Here is a 23,166-nt window from a genome sequence, read left to right as displayed (position 1 = left end):
AATGCCGGGTCAAGTAATAGTAATCGATACTTCAATGCTGTGCGTTTGGTTAGCGATTCCCGGCAAAGATACCTGTGGAGAGAGCGATGATATTTGGGACTATCCTCGTGTCAGGCAACACATTGAAGAGGCCATAAAAGACAGGAGAACGACCCTGGTCTTCCCTCTAGCTTCGATCCTGGAAACGGGCAATTTTATATCGCAGTTGCCTTCGAGCAGATTCGAGCTGGCACAGAAACTCGCTGAAATCATTCACTCAGCAGCAGATGAAAAGAGCCCCTGGGCAGCCTTTACAGATCAATCATCTTTGTGGGAAGCCGAAGCACTCAAAAAGCTGGCAACGGGCTGGCCTGAGTTAGCGAAACAAAAGCTTTCAATTGGAGATGCGACAATCAAAGAGGTTGCCCAGTACTATGCAAAAGCAGGTTTTGAAGTAGAGATCATGACCGGCGGTAAGGGGTTAAAAGCATACCAGCCTGCGCCACCACTACGAAGATGGCGCTTGTAGAATGTGCAGATAGTTATTCGAGTTCAAATTGGTATAATCGATTTCCAAAGACAAAAATTTGCGTGAGTTTATGTCTTCTACAATTGCTGTCGCTGCTATCCAGGCGGCTCTCACCACCGATACCGCAAGCAACGTCAAGCACATCGCCGGTTTCGTGCGCGAGGCGGCGGCGCGGGGGGCACAGGTCGTGCTGCCCTCGGAGCTTTTTGAGAACCATTATTTTTGTACTGTCGAGCGCGACGCCTTCTTCGATCTGGCTCATCCGGTGAGCGAGCATCCGACGATCGGCTACTTTCAGGCGCTCGCCGCCGAGTTGGGCGTCGTTATCCCGGTGTCGTTTTTTGAGCGGGCCGGTCAGGCCCACTACAACAGCATTGCAATCATCGACGCCGACGGCACCAACCTCGGCGTTTATCGCAAGAGCCATATCCCCGACGGCCCCGGCTACGAAGAAAAGTTTTACTTTCGCCCCGGCAACACCGGCTTCAAAGTCTGGCCAACCCGCTATGGCACGATTGGCGTCGGCATCTGCTGGGATCAGTGGTTTCCGGAGGCGGCGCGGGCGATGGTCCTGATGGGGGCGGAGGTGCTCTTTTATCCGACGGCGATCGGTAGCGAGCCAGAAGCGCCCGATCTCGATACAAAAGATCCCTGGCAGCGGGCGATGATCGGCCACGCCGTCGCCAACGCCGTGCCGGTGGTGGCGGCCAATCGGGTCGGCACCGAGGGGGGCCAGATCTTCTACGGCAGCTCGTTTATCGCCGATGTCCGGGGCGACAGGGTGGCAGAACTCGATCGCACCGGTGAAGGGGTGATCGTCGCCAGCTTCGATCGGGACGCCCTGCGCCGCTACCGCGCCTCCTTCGGTTTCTTTCGCGACCGGAGACCAGAGCTGTACGGCATCCTGTCGTCCGCCGATGGCGGGGGGCAGTAGGGAGCTATTCTGCCTCCTCAGGCGGGCAGGCGGGTAGCTCGCATTCTATCTCTCGGTCAAGGCCGCTTTCTGCCCTGTGTGTGAGTACTCTTCTGCTCGGGTCAATGATACTGAAAACAAGCAAGGCAAAGGAAATCAAACCTTTCTACCTTGCAAGCCATAGCAGGTGCTTTTGCTGTTTGTGCCTGCGAATCGCCGAGCGAAGGAGAACGACCGGCAGCAAGGCGAGTGGTCAAAGATGTGTGGGGTTCAGTCTGGGGACTGTGGTGCGGGGTTTTTGTCGTTTCCCCCGCTTAGCAGTCACCGAGGGGGAGCGAAACCTTCCATCAGAACAGTCTGAGGTGCTGACACGAAAGCTGTCCGCAGGCTGAACTCCTACCCACGCTTCAATACGGTCTTTAGTAAATGGTGCGGCTCCCGGTTGGGGGCCGCTCTTTTGTCAGCTAACCTCTCCATTCAGGAATAGCAAGTATTTTGTTTAACTCCCTCCGGCGGTCCATGCCGGAGCCGACACAGAACCACTACCTTTGCAGAAAAGCACGGATGTCCAGGGCGGTTCGGCTGGCCATCCGCAGAATTTGTGGGAGTAATAGAATGACAATTACACGCAGCGCAGGTAACGGACGCAATGTCGGGGAGGGGGAGCGCTGGGTCTCGCTCGGCAGCGGGGCGGTGCTCACACTCTACGGGCTGTCGCGGGGCAACTTTGGCGGCTTTTTGCTGGCTCTGCTCGGCGGCGGCCTGATTTATCGGGGGGCGAGTGGCAACTGCCAGCTTTATCGTGCCCTGGGCGTCAGCACCGCGAGCGGGGCGAGCAGCCAGCCGGTGACCGTCCAACATGCCGTCACAATTAACAAACCCGTCGAGAAGGTCTATCGCTTCTGGCGCGACTTTGAGAATCTGCCCCGGTTCATGCAGCACCTGGAGTCGGTGAAAGTCTACGACCAGGAGCGCTCGCACTGGATTGCAAAAGCACCGGCTGGCGGCAAGGTCGAGTGGGACGCTGAGATCATCGACGAGCAAGAAAACGAGCGGATCGCCTGGCGCTCGATTGCCCCGGCAGACATCGACAACAGTGGTGTCGTGCGCTTTGCCCCTGCTCCCGAGGGCCGGGGAACGACGGTGAGCGTCGAACTCACCTACGCACCGCCCGCCGGTAAAGTCGGCGCGGCCCTGCTCAAGCTCACCGGCGAGGAGCCAGACAATCAGGTCAAAGAGGATCTGCGGCTCTTTAAGCAGGTGATGGAAGCGGGTGAAATCGCCACCACCGTCGGCCAGCCGGACGGACGGCGCTAGAGTCTCGACATTTTTTTAGGAGCAACAGGCAATGAAAGCAGTTTGTTGGAATGGAGCGAACGAGGTGCGCGTCGAGAGCGTGCCGGATCCGGCAATTCTCAATCCCCGTGACGCGATTGTCAAGATTACCTCTACCTGTATCTGTGGCTCGGACCTGCACCTCTACAACGGCTTCATCCCGACGATGCAAAAAGGCGACATCCTCGGCCACGAATTTATGGGCGAGGTGGTCGAGGTCGGCTCGGAGGTCAAGAACCTCACCGTGGGCGACCGGGTGATCGTGCCCTTTACGATCGCCTGCGGCCACTGCTTTTTTTGCGAAAGTCAGCTCTGGTCGCTGTGCGACAACTCCAACCCCAACGCCTGGATGATCGAGAAGATCTATGGCCACTCCCCCTCCGGGCTGTTTGGCTACAGCCACCTGTTCGGCGGCTACGCGGGGGGCCAGGCGGAGTACGCCCGCGTGCCTTTCGCCGATGTCGGCCCCTTCAAGGTGCCGGAGCACCTCGAAGACGACAAGGTGGTCTTTCTCACCGACATCTTTCCTACCGGCTACATGGCCGCCGAAAACTGCAACATCCAGCCCGGCGATACGGTGGCGGTCTGGGGCTGCGGTCCGGTGGGCCAGTTTGCAATCCGCAGCGCCTTTTTGTTGGGGGCGGAGCGGGTAATTGCCATCGACCGCATCCCGGAGCGGCTGGACCTTGCCCGCGCCGGCGGAGCGGAGGTGATCCACTACGAGCAGGCGGACGCCGGGGAAGTGCTCAACGAACTTACTGCCGGGCGCGGCCCCGATAGCTGCATCGATGCGGTGGGCCTCGAAGCCCACGGCCTTGGCCTCGACGCCCTCTACGACCAGGTGATGCAGGCGGTGCGCCTGGAGACCGACCGGCCCGCCGCTCTGCGCCAGGCGATCGTTGCCTGCCGCAAGGGGGGCACCGTCTCGATCGCTGGAGCCTACGGCGGTGTGCTCGACAAGCTGCCCATGGGAGCCGCCTTCAACAAGGGGCTCACCTTCAAGATGGGCCAGACCCACGTGCAGCGCTACCTGCCCAGCCTGCTCGAACATATCGAGCAGGGCCGGATCGACCCTTCGTTTGTGATCAGCCACCGGCTGCCCCTCAGCGAAGCGCCCCACGCCTACGAGATCTTCAAACACAAGCGGGAGAACTGCACCAAGGTCGTCCTCAAACCCTGAGCCAGCACAATGCAACGAATCATTTCGCTTGCTGTGCGAAGATAAACCTCTGTCACAGATGAGTGTTACTTTCTATCTCAACTGTGAGCGCCCACTTTGGATCGTGGTAAAAACGAAGGTAGGTAGGGAACAGTAATCCATACGGTTTCTTACCGGTCAGAGCAGTCGTTTTGCGGTTTACACTGCGAGCTGCCCTCCGAAGGGGAACGACGGCAGAAGGGCAGATGGCCATTCAATAGTAAGGACACCGCGCAGGGAGTGGGGCAGGGTTTTTGTCGTTTCCCCTGCTTTGCAACGCCTGACGGGAAGTGAAACCTTCCAGCAGAACCGCCGAAGGGTTGACACGATCAAGTTCCCTGCGCCGGTGGCCTTGCGACCATTTCAATATCTTTTTAGTAGATCGTGGCAGGCTCCGTGTCTGCCACACTTTTTAGGGTTGTTTTTGCCGGTTGAGCCGGGCTTCGAGGCGGGTGATTTCAAATAGATCTCTGGGTAAAAGCTGATTCACCGGCAGTTGGTCCCCATCCTTTTCGAGGACCAGTTTCTGCCCACTCCAGACTTTCAGGTGTTCGCCCTGTTTTTCGATGCGAAAGGGTGGGGCAGTCCAGACCTGCCACCCGGTTGCGTCCGCCTGGAACACCCCGCGCTCGACAAGGCGCAGGGCGACGGCGACGAAGCCTTCCAGCTTCAGGCCGCACAGTCCCTGCTCGGGTATGCCTTGTGCTCCTTCCATCGTGCCGCCTCTTGCTCTCCCCATTTCTATTGTGGGCGTAGACCCATCTTTTTGCTCGCTCCGGGAGCCTGACGGGCAGACTACGATGGGCGTGGAGCTTTATAAAGTGGTCCTGTCGGTGTTGCCCAACGGTCTGCGCCTGCAAAATCTCAGTCTCACCCTGCAGTCTCAGATCGTGCTGGCTAACGTTTCGCTCACCCTCGCTGCCGGGACGATTGGCTGTCTTATCGGGGCGAATGGCAGCGGCAAGTCGAGTCTGCTGCGCTGTCTGAACCGGCTGTACGAGACGGCACCGGGCAGTGTTTTTTTAGGCGAGCAGGATATTACAGCCCTGCCGGTCCTCTCCCTGCGCCGTCGGGTGAGCCTGGTGGCCCAGCAACCCGCCCTGTTTGCCGGTACGGTCCACGAAAACCTCGCCTACGGTCCCCGCCTGCACGGAGAACCCTTCAGCGTTACCGACGCAAAGGAACTGCTCCTGCAGGTGCAACTGGAGCCTGCTTTTTATCTGGACCGGGACGTGCAGAGCTTGAGCGGCGGTGAGGCCCAGCGCGTCAACCTGGCCCGTTCGCTCGCCAATCGCCCCTGGGTGTTGTTGCTCGATGAACCTACCGCCGCCCTCGATCCGCTCAGCACCCGCCACGTCGAAGACGTGCTCCTGCAGCTGAACCGCGAAGAGCGGATCACCGTGCTCTGGGTCTCCCACGACCCGGCCCAGGTGCTGCGGGTGGCCCATGCGCTGTTTCAACTCGAACGGGGGCGGCTGGTGGCCCAGGGCGACCCAGGGGCAGTACTGGGCGCTGTTCCGGAGGAGGGTTCTCGGTGAACGGGGCGGTGAGTTGGCAGCAGGTAGGGGCAGCCCTGGTGCTGGTGGCAGCGGCAGCCCTCGTCTCCCGCTGGCAGAGCCTCGATCTCGAGAAGGAAATGGGGATCGCCTCGCTGCGGGCCTTCGTGCAGCTGGTGGCGATCGGTTACGCCCTCGAATTTATTTTTGCGACGAACAACGCTTTTTTTGTCGTCTCGCTGATCTCGCTGATGGTGACGGTTGCCGGTTTTACCTCCGGCAAGCGCGCTACTGGCGTACCGGGGGCAATTGGCCTCGCCCTCGCTGCCATCGGCGGCGGTACCCTGGCCACCCTGGGTAGCCTGGTGGCACTGCGCATCTTTCCTTTTTCTGCCCATACCCTGATTCCGATTGCGGGCATGGTGATCGGCAACGCCATGAACGTCAACTCGCTGGTAGCTGCCCGGGTGCGCGACGAACTGCAGGGCTGGCGGCCCCAGATCGAGGCGGCCCTCTCGCTCGGAGCGCCCTGGCCGGTAGCGGTGCGGCCCTATCTCAAGCGCGCCCTCAAAGCAGGCATGATCCCGATCATCGATTCGACCCGGACCGTCGGCCTCATCCAGCTACCGGGGGCGATGACCGGCATGATCTTAGCCGGTGCCAGCCCCCTGGCGGCGGTGCAACTGCAGATGGTGGTGATGTATATGCTGGTCGGTGCCGCTGCCATCACCGGTCTAGCAGCGGCCTGGCTCTGCTCGCGGGCATTTTTTAGCGACCAGCACCAGCTTTTATTGCCGGAGCGGCTGCAGACGGCCCAGGGCAAGCTTTGACCCGGCTGGTGCGGCGGAATAGCCCGTGCGCGGGTTCCAGCTTTTTGGATCGATAGCGAGTGGGCGGGGAAAGGCGCGGGCCAGCGCCTGCCAGGGGGTGAACTTGAAGTTGGTATTGGCCCGCACCTCGCCGTCGCTGTCGAGCACATCGGGCGTATTGTCGCCGTCCTGGGTGACAAGCAATCCGAGCGGAAAAGCCTGCCCCAGGGGTACGTTGAGCACAGCGGCTCCGTCGCAGTCTTGAACGCCGTCGATACCGGCTGGGTTATCGGTGAGGGCAAAGCTCTTTAAAAAGCGGTTGCGGCCCCGGCGGTCGTAGAGGACGAAGGTGCTGTCTCCCTGGCTGGAGGCCAAAAGATAGCCCTGGTTACCGGCGGTGTAGTAGAGGGTCAGTCCCTCGGCGTCGGCGCTCAGGTGCTTGCCGCTGTAGCCGGGATCGGCGGCAAAGTTGTAGTTGCACTCTTCTGCTTCGCTGTCGTAGGTGTAGGGCACGCCGTACTCGCGCACCCGGTCGATGAGCACCGCCTGGGTCCTGTTAAAGCTGGGCGGGATCCGCCAGATACCCACGTCCTCCTGGGCGGCGTAGAGGATGCCCAGCTCCTGATCGACGACGAGCCCTTCGGACTGGGGCAGATCGCCTGGATCTTCGCACGGGCTCCAGCTGGAGCCGTCGGGGAGTACAAAGCTGCTGGGCAGCTCGATCTGACCGACCTTTTGATAGCCGATCCGCCCACCGCCCACATCCAGCAGTTCCAGTTTGGCGATTGCCGTGCGCGAGCGCTGGGTGACGAAGGCGTAGGTGCGGCCAGTGCTCCGGTCGCGGTAGAGGGCAAGGCCGTAGGCAGTGGCCTGTTCGTTGACTTCGGCTTGATCTTTAGAGAAGACAAATCCAGCCGCCGGATCGGTGACGTCGATGAGGGGCGGCCCGGCCTGGGCTGCCTGCCGGGGAGCGATGCTGTAGATGCGCAGTTTGTCCTGGCCCCGGTCGGAGGTGACGGCGATATCGACGCTGCGGCCATTGAGCGCAAAGCCGTAGGCGACATCGACATTGTTAAAGCGGCCCGGCTTGTCGTCGGGTCCGGGGGGCGGGGGGGCGGCAATCGACTGCAGGACGCGGCCTGCGAGATCAAATACGGCCAGCCCGGCATCTTTTTGGGTACCGATCACCAGGCTCTTGCCGGAGCGGGTCGGGTGCAACCAGATCGCCGGATCGTCGGAGTCGGCGTTGCCGCCCTCGTCGTCGTCGAAGACCGCCGGTGTCTCGATGTGCGGCTGGACGGTCACCAGTGAACTCTGGGCAAAGGCCAGCCCCGCTCCGCCTGCTATCGCACAACCGGCTACCAGCAGAGAAAATGCGCGGGGCTGACGTAACTTATCCGACAAGATAGCCTTCAAGAACTGAACTACCGAGTGTTCGTGCAAACTCATCCTGTTCGCCTGCCAGTGCGAGCAGGAAAGATCATAGCGGCCTAAAGATAAGAGAAGATTAAATGGCCTGGAGGGTTTCCCTCTTTTTATAGAGGTTCTATCTCTATGCTTTTTGCAGAATAACTATTAACGCATCGCTGTTACTGTTCAAGTTTTTGTTGCAAATTTTCCAGTTTCTTCCTCCGCTGGTCTTTTGCCGGTGTGGTGGATGAGCAGTTCGTCTGGACAGGAGTGAGGCTGATTGACATCCCGTCATTCTCGCCTTTTTTTCAATCGCATTCTTCAGGAGTATTGCAATGTTTTTTCACAAAAAAGAGCCCATCCACTCGGTCAGAGTGGATGAGCCCAATCCGCGCTTTGCCCAGTTGCTCTTGGAGCAGTTCGGCGGAGCGACCGGTGAGTTGACCGCTGCTTTGCAGTACTGGACCCAATCGTTCCACGTCGAGGATCCAGGGATCAAGGACATGCTCCAGGACATCGCCATCGAAGAATTTGGCCACCTGGAGATGGTCGGCAAGCTGGTCGAAATCCACACCAGCAAAGTCGATCAGACCGAGGCTTATAAGAGCACGCTGTTTGCCGTGCGCGGGCCGGGACCGCACCTGCTCGACTCTCAAGGCAGCGCCTGGACGGCGGCCTACGTCAACGAGGGCGGCGATGTCGTGCGCGACCTGCGCGCCAATATCGGCGCGGAGGCGGGTGCCCGCCAGACCTACGAAGCGCTCATCAAACTGGCAACGGACGAGGGCACCAGACAGACCCTGGTCCACCTGCTCACCCGCGAGATCTCCCACACGCGGATGTTCATGACCGCCCTCGATTCGCTGGGCAAACTCACCGACCCGCTCTTCGGTAACGTCCAGCCCGATGAGACGGTGCGCATCTACTACAACCTGTCTACCGACGGCAAGGACGAGCGCGGGCCCTGGAACATGGAGCCTACCTTTGAGTACATCGCCGATCCGGTCGGGCAGCACCAGTCGCAGCCATAGCGGCGCTGCGTGGGGGGCTGCGGCCCCCTGCCAGCCGGAACGCCCGCTTGCCGGGGAGCAGGACTTTATGCCATCACGACGACATTCATCCGCCCACGCCGCTGCCACGGCGCTTCGATTAGAAAGCTATCTGCAGCGTCGTATGCTGCTGTATCCTTACTGGCTGCGGGCGAGCATCTGGGGCCTGGTCATCTTTTTGTGGCTGTTCAGTCAAATCAGCTAGAAGAAGTTCACCTGCTACAGATGTTTGCTGTGCGACGATCGTCTTGAATTGCCGTTCGGAATACCGTCAAGATGATCGATCTGCTCATCCGCCAGGCAGCCCTACCCGGAGGTGGCGACCTTGTAGACATTGCCATTTTGGGAGGGCGCATCGTCGAGGTGTCTCCCCGCATCGAAGCACAGGCGCACCGGACGATCGAGGCGGCTGGATTTTTGGTGAGCCCGCCTTTTATCGACAGCCACTTCCACATGGATTCCACCCTTACTTTTGGTCAGCCGCGCGTCAACCTGAGCGGCACACTGCTGGAAGGGATCGCCCTTTGGGGCGAATTGCAGCCGCAACTCACCGTCGAGTCGGTGAAGGCACGGGCTCTCGAACTCTGCCGCTGGGCGATCGCGCGCGGCAATCTTGCGATTCGCAGCCACGTCGATATCTGCGATCCGAAACTCACAGCCCTGCTGGCCCTGCTGGAGGTGCGCGACCAGATAAAGCCCTACCTGGATCTGCAACTGGTGGCCTTTCCCCAGCAGGGCTACCTGCGCTACCCAGACTCGCTGCCGCTAATGCAACGCGCCCTGGATCTGGGGGTCGATGTGGTGGGCGGCATTCCCCACTTCGAGCGCACCGCCGCCGAGGGAGCGGAATCGGTGCGGTTGCTGTGCGAACTGGCGGCTGAACGGGGGTTACCGGTCGATATGCACTGCGACGAGAGCGACGATCCCCACTCGCGCTTCGTCGAATACCTGGCTTACCAGACGACGCGGCTGGGGCTGGAGGGGCGGGTGACCGGTTCCCACCTCACCTCGATGCACTCGATGGACAATTACTACGCCAGCAAACTGATCGACCTGATGGTGGAGGCGCGCCTGCACGTTGTCGCCAATCCGCTTATCAACATCACCCTGCAGGGGCGGCATGACACCTATCCGAAGCGGCGGGGGGTGACGCGCATCCGGGAGCTACAGGAAGCGGGATTGACCGTCGCCTTGGGCCACGACTGCGTGCAGGATCCCTGGTATCCCCTCGGCAGCCACGACCTGCTCGAAGTGGCGCACATGGCCGTTCACGTCGCCCAGATGACGGGTATTGCCCAGATGGGGGCGATGTTCGAGGCGATCACCACTGCCGCTGCCCGCGTGTTGGGTCTCGAACATTACGGTCTCACGCCCGGCTGTTGGGCAGACATGGTCATCCTGCAGGCCCGCGACCCTATCGAGGCGATTCGCCTGCGGCCCGCCCGGCTGTTCGTCATCCGCCGGGGCCAGGTGATCGCCCGCACCCCGGCGGTCCACTCCCAGGTAGAACTCGGTGAATCCACCTTCACCATCGACTTTCTCAACGCCGATCGCAGGAGCTGTCCCAGCCTGTGATTCAACGCCAGCACAAGCTGGGGATAGAGATGGAAGACCATAAAAAAAGCCGAGAGTAGTCATACGCCCTCGGCTGTTCCCTTCCGAGAGCAGTGTGACACAATCTATCTCTTACAGGCAAGCAATCGTGCGAGGGATTGCTCACAGTTGCTGTGCGGGTGGGCACTGTTTTGCAGAATAAGCCTGAACTGGGTTTGGGCGACGCAACTCCCGAGGCAGAGCGGTTCAGCGGCTCGGGTTACGTTCGAGAATTGCCTGCAGCAGTTCAAGATGCCGGGCGTAGTGGCGGGCGCGTCCCACTGAGCGGTCGTAGAGGGGCCGCCGCACCTGGTCGTAACTCGCCGTGTTCACCAGCCGCTCCGAGCGCCAGAAACTCAAGCACTCCTCCTCCCATTGCAGCTCCAGAAACTCCACTAACCGGCGGCTCACCCGCTCCTGCTGGGCAACCAGCTCTTCGTACCAGACCTCCAGCATCGGCACCGGCAATCCCTGCTGCCAGTGAGCCATCAGCCGCTCGTACTGGCGGTAGTACTGTCCCAGCTGTTCGAGGCGGCTGGTATAAGGATGGCGGGCAGCGAAGTTCTGGAAGTAGCACGACAGACAGGTATCGAGGGGGTCGCGGCGGCAGTGGATGATGCGGGCGGCGGGAAACAGACGCGAGATAAGCCCGAGGTGGAGGTAGTTCTGAGGCAGTTTGTCGGTGATGCGGGAAGCTGCGGGAGCCAGTTGTTGTAACTGAGCGAGGTAAGGCTCGGCCAGGGCGTCGAGCGCGCCCTGGGTAAGCGTTGCAGTGCTGGCTGGATAATTTTTGATGGTGCCTGCCAGATTGAAAAAAGCGGTGCGCTCCCCGGCGGCAAAGAGAGAGCTGTGGCGCGAGAGGATCTGCTCGATGAGGCTGCTGCCGGAGCGGGGCATCCCGACGATAAAGACCGGCAGCGGCGAGCGGTTGCTGGCGCGGGGGAGGTTGGCAAGATTTTCAGCGCTAAAAGTCGCGATCAATCGGTCGATCTGGCCTGTCCAGGCTGCCGGGTCAAAGAAAAAAGGCTGCAGGGCGTGGGCCTCTTCTAGACAGCCGAATGCTTCGTCGTACTTGCCCAGCGCGTCGTAGAGATCCGCGAGGCGAAAAAGGACGAGGGCGCGCTCCTGAGCACCGTGTACGCGATCTAAGACGGCACCCAGCACCGGCAGCGCCTCCGCCGGTTGTGCCAGCCGGGAACAGACAACCGCCCAACTGAGGGCGACGCGCAGATCGGCGCTTTCCGGTCGGGCCAGGGGAGCAAGCAGCTCGTAAGCTCCCCGATAGTCGCGCCGCTTCTCGCGCACCGAGGCGAGGCCAGCCGTCGCTGTCGGATCGGTGGGCTTGAGATCCAGGACGCGCTCGTACAACTTTTGGGCCTTATCCAGCTCGCCCAGATTCTCGAAGGCGAGGGCCAGATTGCCCAAAAAAACCGGCTCCTCGGGGGCGACAGCGAGCGCTGCGTCAAACCAGCCGAGCGCTGCCTCCGGCTGGTCCAGTTGCTGTTCGATCTGACCCAGGCGCGCCCTTGCCAGGGCAGAATGGCTATCCAGTTCTGCAACTTTGAGATAGTGCGTCCGGGCTTCGCTCAGGTGGCCCAGCTTGTGCAACAGCAGAGCCAGACCAAACTGGGCGGGAGCTGAACCGGGCTGGTAGAGCAGGGCCTGGCGATAGCAGGCGCTGGCCCCCTGCAGATCGCCTGTGCCCTCCAGCAGGGCAGCGAGGGCAAGGTGGGCCTCAAGGTGATCGTGGCGAACTGCGAGTAACCGGCGCAAGACAGCGATCGCTCGATCTGGTGCGCCAAGTTGGACATAAAGGGCCGCCAGTTCGTTAAAAGCTTCCCCACAGTCAGGTTCCAGACGGATGACCTGCTCGAAGCTGGCAGCGGCAGCCTGGAGCTGGCCCTGCTGAGCGAGAGTTCCAGCCAGCTGCAGGTGGGCTTCCACCAGGCTGCCATCCTGCTTGATCGCCTGCCGGAAACAGTGGATCGCCTCGCTGAGGCGGTCTTGCTGGCGATGAAGCCGTCCCTGGTGCAAAAGCGCTGAACTGTCCCTGCCCGATGCACCTGCTCGCTCTTTTGCTGCCACTGTCGATCTGCTGGTTGGATGTTCTCCTCAGGTTACGGGCCGGGCCGGGCTTATTGAAAGGGATTGGTGTAAAGAGCCGCCTGGCTTTCGAGGCCCACCTCGAAGCGGCAGTGGGAGCGCGCCTGGGCGACGCACAACAGCACGTAGCCCTGGGCGATGTGTTCTGGCCGCAGCCCGACCGCCCCAGGTTGATCCACTTCGCCCTCGATCAAGCGGGCGGCGCAGGTGATGCAGGCACCGTAGCGGCAGCCGACCGGCAGGCGCACTCCAGCAGCTTCGACGGCGGCGAGGATGAACTGGTCCGCCTCGACGGCGATGCGGTACCCCTCGCGGTTGACCAGTTCGATCGGGTAGGTCGGCACGGCTCAAACCCAGATATCGGAGGTGACATCGCCTCCTGGATAGCGCATCTCGTGGGCGCGGGCGGGACCGGCGGGTTCTTTACCAAAGTCGATGTAAAAATTTTCGTTGACCGCCAGGCCGCCGTTCTCGGTGTCGGCGTCGATCTGCAGCAGGTAGGAACCGGCTTTGGCCAGCTCAGGATAGAACTGGTTGTCCCAGGTGCTAAAAAGCGAGTTGGTCACGTACAGCCGTTTGCCATCGAGGCTCAGTTGCAGCATCTGCGGGCCACCGCCCAGCTTGTGGCCCTGCACGTTGCCGCTTTTACCAAGTAAGCCGCCCACCCAGACCTGGCCTGCGAGTTTTGGATGGAGGGGGTCGCTGATGTCGTACTGGCGGATGTCGCCGTGCAGCCAGTTGGACAGGTACAGCCAGCGATCGTCGAGGGAGATTAACAGATCGGTGATGAGCGAGGGAACCGGAAAGGCCCAGCCCGCCAGCTCCACCGGTTCGATGTCGATTACTTTTTGCACCTGCCACTCGCCGTCTGGGCGGTACCAGTGCCAGATGTTGCTGCTCAAGGCGGCGGCGACAAAGCCGTGGCTGCTGTCGGGGTTGTGCTGAAAGCGGACCTCCAGCGGGATAAGACCGTCGGAACCCAGATCGACGCTCTTGATAATCTCGTGCTTTGCCCAGTCCCAGAAGTGAATCTGCTGGCCGTACTTTCCGGCTGTCACGTCTTCGAGGGCAAAGCCGCCGTAGAACGTGCGCGGAGCCCCCCACTCGCTACTTACCATCGCGTTGAGGCGCGGCTGGTACCAGAAGTCGTAGTTAAAGCGCATGGCGTCGGCTTTGTTTTCCCAGCGCCCGGCGATCTCGAAGCGCTCGTCGAGCAACAAAAATCCGCCCGGCCCGTTGCCCTCGCCGTCGCCCAGCATCGAGATCATCACCTGGCCGCTTGCGAGGCAGTGGACGGTGTGGGGAGCGCTCAGGTTCGTCGCCGCCTTGATCGCCTCGGGTTCGATGATCTTGTGTAATTTTGGAGCGCGGGCATCGGCGGTATCGACGATGTAGATGCGGCTGCTGCGGATGCCGGGGATGATCAAAAACCGGCGGGTTTTTTCGGCGTCGCCGTGGCAGGAGCTGCACGTATTCCAGCCAAAATGGTGCAGCTCGTCGCCAAGGTAGGGCATCGGCAGGCGATGGACGACCTGCGAGTAGGTGGGCGAGGCCGGATCGACGTCGATCGTCGCCAGATAATCGGCGGCCTCGACGCCTGAACCGGTGTAAAGGGCGATCGTATAGAGCAGCTTTTCGCGGGGCGCACGGCGCGCCTCCTCCGGTGAAGCGTAGCCGGGACCGCAGCAGGCGTGGGCAGTTTCTGTCATGGAAGTGTAGAGCTGGAGTGCCTCGGATCGTAGCAAGTTCTCTAAACCCAAACAACTCTATCTCTAGCGACTTAGGGGAGATAGGCGCAATTGGGCGGGGCTAGAGCTTTTCAGGGTCGATCCCCAGAGAACGCAGTTGTTCGGCGAGGCGTTCGGCCCGCAGCCGTTCGAGGTCGGCGCGCTGGCGCTCCTCTTCGAGTTGTTGGAGGGCGAGGGCGCGCTGGCGCTCCAGTTCCTCGTAGGTGCCGAGTTTTTGACCGTCGGGGCGGTACAGTTCGAGTCCTTCGTGGGTCAGCTCGAAGCGCACCCCCAGCCGGGGGCTGAGCCAGCCCTGGATCGGATCGATCACCTCCAGCCGGTTTTGATAGCGCAGCCAGCCGCAGATATCTTCTTTGAGCGGATCGTAGAGGTAATATTCTTCGACGCCGTAGCGCTCGTAGAAGGCAAATTCTTTGGCCAGTTGGGTGAGCGATTCGACCGGTGAGACCAGCTCGAAGACCACCTGGGGCACGATGTCGTACTCGCTCCACTGATAATAGGCACCGCGCGGTCCTTTGGGACGGCCAAAGACGACCATTACATCCGGAACGATGCGGATAGCCGGGTTGTCCTCGATTGCAAACCAGGTGAGGCTGCTTGCCACCAGCACGTTCGGATCGGCGCTGAAGACTGCTTCCAGGCCACTCGTCGTCGTTGCGATCCAGCGTTGGGGATCGAAGGTGGCGGAGGCATCGTTTTGAATTTCGATAGTCTGACGCCTCGGGCTGCTGTCTGGGGCAGTGGACACGGCAACCATTCCGGGAAGATCGACGCCACTATCCTATCCTCGAACTTTGCTGGTAACGGACTCACAGTTGACAAGGCAGGATGGTCGAACCACCTTGCGGGCCAGCCCCACCATCTCCAGGAGCCGGATCGTTCCCCAGGTGAGATCGACCTCCCACCACAGCAGACCGGCCCGAGCGGCGCGCGGATGGGCATGGTGGTTGTTGTGCCAGCCCTCGCCGTAGGTGAGCAGGGCCACCCACCAGAGGTTGCGCGAGCAGTCGGCGGTCTGGTAGGAGCGATAACCGCTCAGATGGGCGGCGGAGTTGACGAGCCAGGTGGTGTGCCAGAGCAAAACCGTGCGCACAAAGATGCCGTAGACGACGAAGGGAACGCCGCCCAATAGAAACAACAGCAACCCGAAGGGCAATTGCAGCAACAGATGATAGCGCTCCAGCCACCTGTAGAACGGTTGACAGGCCAGATCCGCAGCGAACTTTTCTGCCGGTGGCTGGGCCTGGGGCTGGACCAGCCAGAGCAGATGGCTCCACCAGAAGCCGCGCGTGGAAGCGTGTGGATCGCGAGTCGGATCTTCCGTCCAGGCGTGGTGCCGCCGGTGCCCCGCTACCCAGAAGATCGGGCCGCCCTGCAGAGCCAGCGCGCCGAGGAGGGCAACCGCCCGCTCCAGAAGCTGCGGCAGCCGGAAGCTGCGGTGAGCCAGCAGCCGGTGGTAGCCCAGGCAGATGCCGATACCGCCCAACAACCAGTGCAGCAGCAGCGCAACCCCGAGGGCGGACCAGCTAAAACACCAGGGAGCCAGCAAGGCCAGAAGATGAACGGTGCCAATAAAACCGACGAGCGGCCACTTGAGCGACGCCAGGCCGCTCAAAGCAGAAGAATGGGTTTTCATAAAATGCCTCAAATGCAAGTCTTACTTGCATGTCTGTAGCCTATCAGCCCGCTGCCAAATATGCAAGTGCCACTTGCAACTGGCGGGTTTCCGGCGGGTCAGCCGTCGAGCTGGAGGGCTTTTTCGAGGGCCAATTTTTCTCGGGCGCGGCGGGCGAAAGGCTGCAGTTGCTCGGGTGTTTGACCGCTGAGAATGGCCAGGGTGTCGAGGTCGATGCCGCGCAGGAGCATCTCGACCCGCCAGGTCTGTTGGGCCTGCTCGACGGTCGGTGCGCTCTCCGTGGCCGCTACGATCTTCTGGATGCAGACCTCCCAGCGAAATTGCACTTCCTGGACGGACAGGGGTCTGGCAACTTCGTTGAGAAATAGAGCATTCTGCTGATCGCGGCGCGACTTCAGCCAGCGGCTGAGGGGGTTGTGGGTAGAAGAGCCGTAGCGTTTGCCCAGGATCTGGCGGTTGAGCGGTACCTGGCGGTTACCCACCTGCAGCAACTGCCGATCGCTCTCACCGATCCAGTCGGTGCGCTGCAGAGCGCTCACTTCAGCCGCACTCAGCCCGGCAGCGAAGAGTACGTAGAGGAGCGCGTAATCCTGGGGGCTGGATTTGCGGGCACTATCCAGCAGGCGGTGGACGAAGGCGGCAGAAAGTTCGTGGACTGGGGGCTGCCCATCATCCGGCAGCAGGGCAGAAGTGCTTTGCTCGAATAGTCCTGCCACGCTCTCCAGAAAGTCCGCTCGCCCCTGCTGCGGGCCGGTGGCGATGCCCAGCCATTTTTTGAACGTCCAGCCCAGAAGCAGGGTATCGAGCAAATCGGCGCGGCGGGCCGAGGGCGATGGATCGCTCTGGTTGGCTGGGTCGTCTGGGATCTGGCGGCTCGGGGTCTGTCGCTCGATCGCTGTCGGATCGGCTGTTTCGGCCACAAGCGACAGGACAAATTCCGGCAACTGCTCAAAGGCGCTAAGCCGGGCCTCGATATAATCGCGCAACTGCGGACGGCTCACCGGTAGCAGGGCGGGAGCTACCCTGAGGACGTCAAAAAGATTCGATTCTTCGATCAAAGCCAGCAGCAGCCCCTGCTTGTTGCCGAACTGGCGAAACAGGGTCACCTCGTTGACGCCCGCCCGCTCGGCAATTTGCCGCGTCGTCGTCTCGCGCACGCCCTGAAGAGCAAAAAGCGCGCTCGCCGATCGGATCAGCCGCTCTCGGGCGGGAGTGCGCGGCTGAAGCTGGGCCATAGACTGCTCCCTATCAGATGAATCTGCTCAACCACCTGCCAGCTCCCGGCGCAGGGCAACCAGGCGCTTTAACTCGCGCACGGTGCCGGAGCCCAGTTGCCAGCCGCTCACATCGCCGTTGCTGAAGTGCAACTGCACCTTGAGCGTCTTGTCGGGCAGGGCTGCGAGGGCGTCGGCCACCCCGCCCAGATCAAATCCGCTCGTACCGGAGGCGCAGCTCACTGCCTGGTGGAAGATTGGCGGCCCGGAGCTGTAGCCCGCCAGAACCGGCACCAGACCAAACTTGGTGAGCGCGTAGCGGTAGACGGGTTGCCGGTAGCCTTCGCTGTAGTAGGCAGCCTGCACGATCTCGCGCCGGGCAGGGAGGCTGCTGTTGCTTTCTTGCAGGGCGACGAGCACCTTGCCGTCGTCGAGCAGCTCCAATCGCTCCAGGCTTGCCTGCTCACCATCGATGTTGCCGGTGGGCACGCAGTAGCGCGCCCGGACGGCGAAGCGATCGTCCTGCAGCGGGTCAAAAAACCAGGTAGTAAATAGACCAAAGCGCGGCTGTTCGGGAGAATAGTCCTTGTCTTTGATCACGTAGGCCGACGAGGAGAGGTACAACTTGCTGTATGTGTCGTCGTTTTCGCTATTGCCGCCGTTGAGCACCAGGTTGCTCTCGCCCGAAGCAACAGCCCGGCCAGGAACAAACGCTGCCAGTAGCAAAGCCAGAAGTGCAAGCCTGTAAAATCTCATCGCCACCTCCAGGAGAGTGACCCACCACCTTCTGCAGATTCCTTCATGATAGTGACAGTAGCGTTGCTCCGTCCACTGACCGATTTAGACGCAGCGCGGATCACCCGGTTCAAACGCCCATCACTCCCCCAAGCTAAAAGACAGAAAATGAAAGCCTCCTCATCGATCAAGCTATCGACAACTTCCCTGCCGCGAAGATGGGTTTACTACTCAAAACTTCCAGATAGAACCAGTGCGCACTAGAAGCGGTTGCGGTCGTGGGGGCTGTCTAGATCGAGAATTGGCCCAACTGGTACGATGCCGGTGGGGTTGATGTTGGTGTGGCTGCGGTAGTAATGGCGCTTGATGTGGTCGAGGTTGCAGGTCTCGCGCACCCCCGGCTGCTGGTAGAGGTCTTTGAGATAGTTCCAGAGGTTGGGACAATCGACGATCCGCCTGAGGTTGCACTTGAAGTGCCCAAAATAGACCGGGTCAAAGCGCAGCAGGGTGGTAAAAAGACACAGGTCAGCCTCTGTAAGCTTTTCTCCGCACAGGTAGCGTCGGCTCGCCAGTACCCCTTCCCAGTGGTCGAGAGCGGCAAACAGTTCACCCACTGCTTCTTCGTAGGCGGTCTGGCGAGTGGCAAAACCGGCCCGATAGACGCCGTTGTTGATGGGCTGATAGATGGCATCGATCGTCTGATCGACCTGCTCGCGCAGTTCGAGGGGCCAGAGGTCGAGAGATTTGCGAGCAAGGGAGGCAAATTCGGTATCGAACATGCGGATGATTTCGCGAGACTCGTTGTTGACGATAGTGTTCGTCCACTTGTCCCAGAGCACCGGCACGGTCACTTTGCCGGTGTAGTCGGACTTTGCCTTGACGTAGATTTGCCAGAGGGCGCTTGCGCCGTTGACGCTATCGGGGATGGCACCGGGCTCGTCTCGAAATTCCCAGCCGTTGTCGTGGATCTCAGCGGCGACCACCGACAGGCCGATCACCTCCTCCAGGCCCTTGAGCCTGCGCATCAAGATGGTGCGGTGGGCCCAGGGACAGGCCAGAGAGACGTAGAGGTGGTAGCGGCCTGGCTCCGGAGCAAACTCACTGCTGCCGTCAGCGCGGATCCAGCGGCGAAAACTGGTCGGCGTGCGGTTAAAGCGTCCCTGGGCGTCGCGGTCTTTTTCTTGATTGACCCACTGGCCTTCGACGAGCATACCAAGTGCCATGATTCCTCCTGGGTTGGGCTGTGTTCATTGTCGGATTTTGCGCGGCGGCCTGCGACCCTCCCATGCGAACATGAGCAGCAATGGCTCAACAGAAAAAAACCATGCTCGCGACCATCGAGACCGAACGGCTGATCCTGCGTCCTCTGACGCCTGCGGATGAGGAAGATCTCTACCGGCTCTGGAGCGATCCGAACGTCGTGCGCTACACCTCGCTGGTATCTCTGACTCGCGAGCAGGTGCATGACTTTATCGAACGCTGGATACACTACGGCGATCACCCCGGTCACGGAGCCTGGGCAATCGTCGTTCGTGACCCTCGGGTGTTCGCGGGCTACTGCTTTTTGCGCTTTCTCTTTGATACGTCCGACACGGAACTGGGCTATGGCCTTGCTCAGGCGTTCTGGGGCCGGGGCTACATGAGCGAGGCGGTGCAGGCTGTACTCGCCTGGGGACTCGACCGTGGCCTGGAGCGGATCGTCGCTGCCGCTATGCCCGAAAATATTGCCTCCTGGCGGGTAATGGAAAAGTGCGGGATGCGCTTCGAGGGACTGCAGGATTACAGAGGCACCCTCGATCGCTTCTACGCCATTGGGCGGGCGGCTAAAAAGCAGCAGGGCCGCCTGCTCTAACCTGACCGTGTAAGAAGGCGCGAATTGTCGCATCGTCGGGAGTACTGCCGATACCGCCGGGGCTCGTCGTGCTCAAGGCAGCAGCAGCGGAGGCGTAATCGACGATTGCCGGGGCTGCCCCTGGCCATTTCATCGGCGAGAGCTGGTTGAACTGGTGCAACAGCGCAGCCGTAAAAGTGTCGCCTGCCCCGGTCGTATCGACCGTAGAGACCCGGTAGCCAGGATGTTCGCCGTGGGCGGAACCGACCTGCCAGAGGCAGCCGCGCTCGCCACGGGTGAGAAAGATCGCCTCCAACTGGTCGAAGCGCTCAGCGATGGCGTCGAGGGAAGTAAGTCCCAGCCATTCGGCGTCTTCCTCGCTCACCTTGAGCACGTCGGCGCGGGCGATCAGATCGAGAACGATCGGAGCGGCCCGGTCGGGGGCGTCCCAGAAGACCGGTCGCCAGTTGATATCGAGGCAGACTTTCACAAAATGCTCATCGGCCAGATCGAGGGCGTGAAAGATCGCAGCACCGGAGATGGGGTAGGCGGCCATCAGGGTGCCCAGGCTGATAAACCCGGCCCCTTCAAAGAGAGCGTCGGGAATCGCCTCAGCCTCCAGGTGCGTGTCGGCAAAGGCATCTGGCGGATCGCCGCCGAAGCTCGAAAAGGTGCGCTCGCCCGCACTGGTGCGGGTGACGTAGACTTTGCGTGTCGGCAAAGCAGCGCGCTGCACGCCCGCCGTCTGCACGCCACTACTTTGCAGGACAGTGAGCAGTTTGTCGCCCTCGAAGTCGTCTCCCAGCGCCCCGATAAAGTGAACGGGTGTACCGAGGCGGGCGAGGGCGCAGGCGGCGTTGGCCGGTGCCCCTCCCGGATAAGATGTCCAGGAGGAAACCTCAGCTTCGAGCCGGTCCGGCTGGTCGGCCAGACAGTCTAAGAGCATTTCGCCAAGGCAAAGAATCGGAGGCGATGACATGGATGAGCACCTTTCGGGCAGATTGAGGCTACCACAACAGAATTACCCGGCAGAAGCCTTTTTCGACAGTCTTGCCGCCGACTATGACCGCCGCTACGCCCTCAGCGTTGTTGGTCGTCTGCAGCGCGGGCAGGTCTGGCAGCACGTTAGCGGTCTTTTTGCGCGGGGCGGATCGCTTGTCGAATTTGGCTGCGGCACTGGCATCGATGCCGAGTATCTGGCCGGGGGCGGCCTGTGGGTACTGGCTACCGACCCTTCTAACTCAATGCTCGCGCTGACCGCCCAGCGCTGCGCTGGTCTCCCTCAGGTACGGACATGTCAACTCTTTGCCGAGCGGGTAGGTGAACTGGAGGAGCATTTCGACGGTGCCTTCTCCAATTTCGCCGCTCTCAACTGCGTGGACGATCTGGCCGCCTTTGCCGCTCATCTGGCAAGCAAGTTGCCGCCGGGAGCGCCCGTGGCCTTTTGTCTTTTTGGTCGTCTCTGTCTCTGGGAGATGGCCGCTTATGCGGTTTGTGGGCGGTGGGCGCAAGCTTTTCGCCGCCTACGCCCCGGATTGGTAGCGGCTTCAATCGGCGATGGGCAGAGTATAAGCGTGCGCTATCACAGTGCGCGTCAGGTACGGCAAGCCTTTGCTCCCTGGTTTCATCTCGAAGGACAGCGGGCGATCGGGCTATTCGTGCCACCCACGTACTTCGATAAGTGGGTGCGCTCGCTGCCCGGTCTATTGGGGGTGCTGGACCGGCTGGATAGAACCATTGGCCATCTCTGGCCCTTCGCCTTTCTGGGCGATCACATCCTCTACGTGCTGCAGCGGCGCTAAGCGAAGATCGTCGCGATAGGAGCCTGATTCTTTAGATGCCCCTGCGCCGACAGTCGCTGGAAGACAGCCCAAGTCGTTTATGCAGACCAGGGTTGAAGGTACCCTTGGCCAGACACTAGCCTGGAGGTATCCGATTTCCACCCTCTATGCCTTCCAGGGACCAGGGTTCCGGCTGTCTATCCAATCTGTTCGTGCTGTTCGTGCTGGTTGCAGGCGCTTACTTTTCTGGTACGCTGCAGCCCGTCTTGCGGTTTCTGATGCCCTCGGAGCGGCGTTCTGCGCCGGTGGAGCGCAAGGCTGAAAGCAAGCGGCAGCAAGCCGATCCATCGCCTTCGGTGATGAATCGGCCTACGGTTTCGCTGCCGGCTCTTGCCACAGCGCCGGGCACCGCAACCGGCGTGCGCTTCGAGCTGCCCTTTGTCTCGGGGCGCTGCTACCGGGTGAGCCAGGGCAACAACGGCCAGTACAGCCACCACGAACTATCCAACCGCTACGCCTGGGACTTTTCGATGCCGGTGGGGACGCCTGTGACGGCAGCGGCGGCAGGCCAGGTGATCGAGAGTGCCGGACCCGGTGCGGCGGAGGGGAGCGCCCGGAGCCTCCTGCTCGATCACGGCGGCGGAATCTACACGCTCTACGCCCATTTGAGCCAGATCAAAGTAAAGCCCGGCCAGCGCGTGAGCGCCGGGGAGGTGATCGCCCTGAGCGGTCAGGATGCGGGTCTATTGCCGCACCTGCACTACGGTGCTTTTACGCTCTATCCGGTGCTCACCTCGCTCCCTTCGCGCTTCGGCGACGACAGGCAGGACAAAGACGAGGTGCCGCGCCAGCGGCAGACCTACTGCGCTACAGGTATAAAGCAAAGGCGAACCAACCCCGTTACGGCCCTCAGGGCCAATACGTTCGCCCGCCAGGGCATCCGGCTGAGTACTGCCACCCCGGCCCATGTGCTCATGGTTGGGCAGTCCTACCGGCTTGAAGGACAGAGCGACCGGCCCCTCGCCCCGGTTTATTATCAGGTGCGCACTACCGACGGCGAATTGCTCGCCTCCGATGAGACCTACAGCAACCTGCAGGGCTACTTTGGCATGAACGTGCAGGTCCGGCAGGGCAGGCCGGGAGAAGCGATTACCCAGCTTATCTACAGCGATCCGAACCGCATGGGCTCGGCGGTCTCGGCGATTCTGGCTGGAAGATAAAAATTTAGAGTGCGCCGCTGCGCAGTCCGGCAATCAGCAGGGCGACGACGGCGCGGGCCTCCGCTTCGCTTGGGGTCCGGTGTTGGGACAGGAGCGCCGGATGGTGAAAGGCGAAGGTGGCCTGTAAGATCGCGCGGGCAGCTTGGGCCGGCTCGCGGACGGTAAATTCACCGCCGGCGTTGCCCTCTGAGACGATCCGGGTCAATTGGGCCAACAATTCGGCGACGTGGTGCTCGATCACCCCCCGCGCCGCCTCGGCGATCGAATGATAGACCGCAAAAAGTTCTGGATCGTCGGTGAGCTTGTGTTGCTTGAGCCGCATCAACTCGAGCACCCAGGCTTCGAGGCGGACCGCAGCTGGATCTGCTCCCTCGACGATGGCCTGCAGCGGTTCTGTCACCGTATGCAGCCAGCGCTCGGCGATCGCATCGAGCAGGTCGGCTTTGCTGGCAAAGTGCCGGTAGATGTTGCCGTGGCTCATGCCCAGGGCGCGGGCCACGTCTGTGACGGCGACTTTGGAGAGGCCGTGGCGACGCAACAGGGCCACGGCTGTCTCCAGAATCTTTTCGCGGGTAATCTCACTCAAC

Annotated in this window: 23 protein-coding genes; 11 read left to right on the top strand and 12 right to left on the bottom strand. The window is 61.3% G+C overall.

Going from position 1 to position 23,166, the window contains the following annotated elements; all coding sequences use genetic code 11:
• Position 1 precedes the first annotated feature (1 nt).
• From GKIL_RS12445 to GKIL_RS12430, 4 genes are all read left to right on the top strand, one after another.
• A complete protein-coding gene (locus tag GKIL_RS12445) occupies positions 2–508 on the top strand; it encodes a hypothetical protein (protein WP_023173981.1) in 507 nt (168 codons plus the stop codon).
• A 70-nt stretch (positions 509–578) separates the two neighbouring features.
• Entirely contained in the window at positions 579–1,442 is an 864-nt protein-coding gene (gene aguB / locus GKIL_RS12440; RefSeq protein ID WP_023173980.1) for an N-carbamoylputrescine amidase, read from the top strand.
• A gap of 594 nt (positions 1,443–2,036) precedes the next feature.
• The gene (locus GKIL_RS12435) at positions 2,037–2,738 is read left to right on the top strand and encodes an SRPBCC family protein (RefSeq protein WP_023173979.1); all 702 of its coding nucleotides are present in this window, start codon (positions 2,037–2,039) and stop codon (positions 2,736–2,738) included.
• A 31-nt stretch (positions 2,739–2,769) separates the two neighbouring features.
• Positions 2,770–3,936: a zinc-dependent alcohol dehydrogenase gene (locus GKIL_RS12430; RefSeq protein WP_023173978.1), complete on the top strand. Its 1,167-nt coding sequence runs from the start codon at positions 2,770–2,772 to the stop codon at positions 3,934–3,936.
• 430 nt (positions 3,937–4,366) lie between these two features.
• Here the strand turns inward: GKIL_RS12430 and GKIL_RS25290 are convergent, their stop codons facing one another.
• Positions 4,367–4,669 carry a hypothetical protein gene (locus GKIL_RS25290; protein ID WP_023173977.1) on the bottom strand — a complete coding sequence of 101 codons (303 nt, stop codon included), beginning with the start codon at positions 4,667–4,669 and terminating at the stop codon, positions 4,367–4,369.
• A gap of 85 nt (positions 4,670–4,754) precedes the next feature.
• Between GKIL_RS25290 and GKIL_RS12420 the strand changes: the two genes are divergently transcribed.
• Together GKIL_RS12420 and GKIL_RS12415 are read left to right on the top strand one after the other, a co-directional pair.
• The gene (locus GKIL_RS12420; RefSeq protein ID WP_023173976.1) at positions 4,755–5,492 is read left to right on the top strand and encodes an ABC transporter ATP-binding protein; all 738 of its coding nucleotides are present in this window, start codon (positions 4,755–4,757) and stop codon (positions 5,490–5,492) included.
• Complete coding sequence (locus GKIL_RS12415; RefSeq protein ID WP_023173974.1) at positions 5,489–6,280, top strand: ABC transporter permease; 792 nt, start codon at positions 5,489–5,491, stop codon at positions 6,278–6,280. The genes GKIL_RS12420 and GKIL_RS12415 overlap by 4 nt, the downstream gene beginning before the upstream one ends.
• Here the strand turns inward: GKIL_RS12415 and GKIL_RS12410 are convergent.
• Entirely contained in the window at positions 6,239–7,666 is a 1,428-nt protein-coding gene (locus tag GKIL_RS12410) for a phytase (RefSeq protein WP_420841401.1), read from the bottom strand. The two genes, GKIL_RS12415 and GKIL_RS12410, sit on opposite strands and share 42 nt — an antisense overlap.
• A gap of 338 nt (positions 7,667–8,004) precedes the next feature.
• On the opposite strand from GKIL_RS12410, the gene GKIL_RS12405 reads away from it, so the two are divergent.
• Positions 8,005–8,700 carry a manganese catalase family protein gene (locus GKIL_RS12405; protein WP_023173971.1) on the top strand — a complete coding sequence of 232 codons (696 nt, stop codon included), beginning with the start codon at positions 8,005–8,007 and terminating at the stop codon, positions 8,698–8,700.
• A gap of 294 nt (positions 8,701–8,994) precedes the next feature.
• Positions 8,995–10,293: an amidohydrolase family protein gene (locus tag GKIL_RS12400; RefSeq protein WP_023173970.1), complete on the top strand. Its 1,299-nt coding sequence runs from the start codon at positions 8,995–8,997 to the stop codon at positions 10,291–10,293.
• Positions 10,294–10,518: 225 nt separating this feature from the next.
• Here the strand turns inward: GKIL_RS12400 and GKIL_RS12395 are convergent, their stop codons facing one another.
• From GKIL_RS12395 to GKIL_RS12360, 8 genes are all read right to left on the bottom strand, one after another.
• On the bottom strand, positions 10,519–12,396 hold the full coding sequence (locus GKIL_RS12395; protein WP_023173969.1) for a tetratricopeptide repeat-containing sulfotransferase family protein: 1,878 nt from the start codon (positions 12,394–12,396) through the stop codon (positions 10,519–10,521).
• Between the two features lie 50 nt (positions 12,397–12,446).
• Complete coding sequence (locus GKIL_RS12390) at positions 12,447–12,758, bottom strand: 2Fe-2S iron-sulfur cluster-binding protein (RefSeq protein ID WP_023173968.1); 312 nt, start codon at positions 12,756–12,758, stop codon at positions 12,447–12,449.
• 3 nt (positions 12,759–12,761) lie between these two features.
• Complete coding sequence (locus tag GKIL_RS12385; protein WP_023173967.1) at positions 12,762–14,123, bottom strand: selenium-binding family protein; 1,362 nt, start codon at positions 14,121–14,123, stop codon at positions 12,762–12,764.
• A 100-nt stretch (positions 14,124–14,223) separates the two neighbouring features.
• Positions 14,224–14,919: a Uma2 family endonuclease gene (locus GKIL_RS12380; RefSeq protein WP_023173966.1), complete on the bottom strand. Its 696-nt coding sequence runs from the start codon at positions 14,917–14,919 to the stop codon at positions 14,224–14,226.
• A 24-nt stretch (positions 14,920–14,943) separates the two neighbouring features.
• Positions 14,944–15,798, bottom strand: a complete 855-nt coding sequence (locus GKIL_RS12375) for an acyl-CoA desaturase (protein ID WP_023173965.1) — start codon at positions 15,796–15,798, stop codon at positions 14,944–14,946.
• A gap of 98 nt (positions 15,799–15,896) precedes the next feature.
• Complete coding sequence (locus tag GKIL_RS12370) at positions 15,897–17,033, bottom strand: TetR family transcriptional regulator (protein WP_023173964.1); 1,137 nt, start codon at positions 17,031–17,033, stop codon at positions 15,897–15,899.
• 27 nt (positions 17,034–17,060) lie between these two features.
• Entirely contained in the window at positions 17,061–17,768 is a 708-nt protein-coding gene (locus GKIL_RS12365; RefSeq protein WP_023173963.1) for a hypothetical protein, read from the bottom strand.
• 239 nt (positions 17,769–18,007) lie between these two features.
• Entirely contained in the window at positions 18,008–18,970 is a 963-nt protein-coding gene (locus GKIL_RS12360; RefSeq protein ID WP_023173962.1) for a glutathione S-transferase family protein, read from the bottom strand.
• 101 nt (positions 18,971–19,071) lie between these two features.
• On the opposite strand from GKIL_RS12360, the gene GKIL_RS12355 reads away from it, so the two are divergent.
• On the top strand, positions 19,072–19,599 hold the full coding sequence (locus GKIL_RS12355; protein WP_041244728.1) for a GNAT family N-acetyltransferase: 528 nt from the start codon (positions 19,072–19,074) through the stop codon (positions 19,597–19,599).
• Here GKIL_RS12355 and GKIL_RS12350 read toward each other — a convergent pair.
• Entirely contained in the window at positions 19,571–20,557 is a 987-nt protein-coding gene (locus GKIL_RS12350) for a carbohydrate kinase family protein (protein ID WP_041243924.1), read from the bottom strand. The two genes, GKIL_RS12355 and GKIL_RS12350, sit on opposite strands and share 29 nt — an antisense overlap.
• Here GKIL_RS12350 and GKIL_RS12345 point away from each other — a divergent pair.
• Both GKIL_RS12345 and GKIL_RS22705 read left to right on the top strand, forming a co-directional pair.
• Positions 20,556–21,380, top strand: a complete 825-nt coding sequence (locus tag GKIL_RS12345; protein ID WP_023173959.1) for a class I SAM-dependent methyltransferase — start codon at positions 20,556–20,558, stop codon at positions 21,378–21,380. The two genes, GKIL_RS12350 and GKIL_RS12345, sit on opposite strands and share 2 nt — an antisense overlap.
• Before the next feature lie 146 nt (positions 21,381–21,526).
• A complete protein-coding gene (locus GKIL_RS22705) occupies positions 21,527–22,579 on the top strand; it encodes a M23 family metallopeptidase (RefSeq protein WP_023173958.1) in 1,053 nt (350 codons plus the stop codon).
• A 4-nt stretch (positions 22,580–22,583) separates the two neighbouring features.
• Here the strand turns inward: GKIL_RS22705 and GKIL_RS12335 are convergent, their stop codons facing one another.
• Positions 22,584–23,165 (bottom strand): TetR family transcriptional regulator, encoded by a 582-nt coding sequence (locus GKIL_RS12335; RefSeq protein WP_023173957.1) that lies wholly within the window; start codon positions 23,163–23,165, stop codon positions 22,584–22,586.
• Position 23,166 lies beyond the last annotated feature (1 nt).

This window comes from Gloeobacter kilaueensis JS1 (genome assembly GCF_000484535.1).
Lineage (GTDB): Bacteria > Cyanobacteriota > Cyanobacteriia > Gloeobacterales > Gloeobacteraceae > Gloeobacter > Gloeobacter kilaueensis.
This window is presented reverse-complemented; position numbering and strand designations above follow the sequence as displayed.